The organism is Bartonella sp. OC16QHHD (genome assembly GCF_042194035.1).
In the GTDB taxonomy this organism is placed as follows: domain Bacteria; phylum Pseudomonadota; class Alphaproteobacteria; order Rhizobiales; family Rhizobiaceae; genus Bartonella.
This window is the reverse complement of record NZ_JBHIMJ010000002.1, coordinates 1-1,070: the sequence shown is the minus strand read 5'-3', so window position 1 is coordinate 1,070 and position 1,070 is coordinate 1. Positions and strand designations below refer to the sequence as shown.

At 45.3% G+C, this 1,070-nt stretch carries 2 protein-coding genes; both read right to left on the bottom strand.

Going from position 1 to position 1,070, the window contains the following annotated elements:
• Positions 1–435: phage major tail tube protein (locus ACFIK1_RS00720; RefSeq protein WP_375661844.1), on the bottom strand; the 435-nt coding region annotated here is incomplete at its 3' end.
• Positions 432–1,070 (bottom strand): phage tail sheath family protein (locus tag ACFIK1_RS00715; protein WP_375661843.1); only part of this gene is annotated, 639 nt, incomplete at its 5' end. The genes ACFIK1_RS00720 and ACFIK1_RS00715, both read right to left, overlap by 4 nt.

Below are 1,070 nucleotides of genomic sequence, written 5' to 3'. Positions count from 1 at the left end.
GTGCAAAACAGAACCATCCCAAAATTCCGTATAATCCCAAACATTTTTGATCTCGCAATCATAGCCTGTGGCTTTCCCAGCTGTTAAGCCTTCGCTATCCACTTTGACCAACCGCCCTGTCACATCAATGGAATGTTCATGCTCACGCCCATCTTCTTCAGAAATCACATGTTTTTTGCCAGTGAATTTATGACGAAGACCAGGGGGACCACCAAAGATGCCGATAATTTCGGGGGTATGGCTGCGGATTTTCATTTGTAAACTCAAAGCTTTCACACCAAGACCGCTCACATCAATTTGCATATCAGAGCCCCCTGGTTGATAGGTTTCAGTGATTTCTTCCAACGTAGGTAATTTGAGGGTTTCAAGATCAAGATGGAGATTCACATCATCATCAACAATCAAGGTAAAACCGCGAACAATTCTTAAAGTCATATGTCACTCCTTGCTGCTTTGCGATAACCCTCTAGCGTATCACCAAAGGCATATGTCATTTTCTTTTGGATATCTTCAGCAAGCCGATTAAAGTAAGCTCCATTGCGCCGGCTGCCAAAGCTTAAATCTTCTAAAGGTGGCACTTCTTCTGCATCAAATTCCACCCGCAATTTTCCCAGTTGTAAATTGCTGTTGGAATTTAAATCACGATCAAACCAAACCCGCCCACCAAGCAGTGCACCGCGTGCAATCATATCATCAAGAAAGCTGGTCAAAGAGCGGGTAATGGCAATAACATGTTGACCAGTCAGATTCTCATCATTGGCCCAAGGGCGCAAATTATTGATGATGGTTTTTTCCAAAGCTGCACGGGTGCGCACCACATTGACAAAGCGCCAGAGCGGATCACTGGAGGTGGTATGATTTCCCCATAAAATGCGGCCATTGGCAGCTACTTCTCCCTGCCCATTTTGGCTAAGCCGTGCTGGAATAAAGGTCGCAATATCGGCTTGGTTAAGGCGATTTGCCTCATGATCAATTTCCCCATCAAAATAGCTAATGGGGCGTGCTGTCCCTAAAATGCCATGCACATCTTGGTTGGAAGGAGACCAAAAAACACCGCCCCTTTGCTTGTC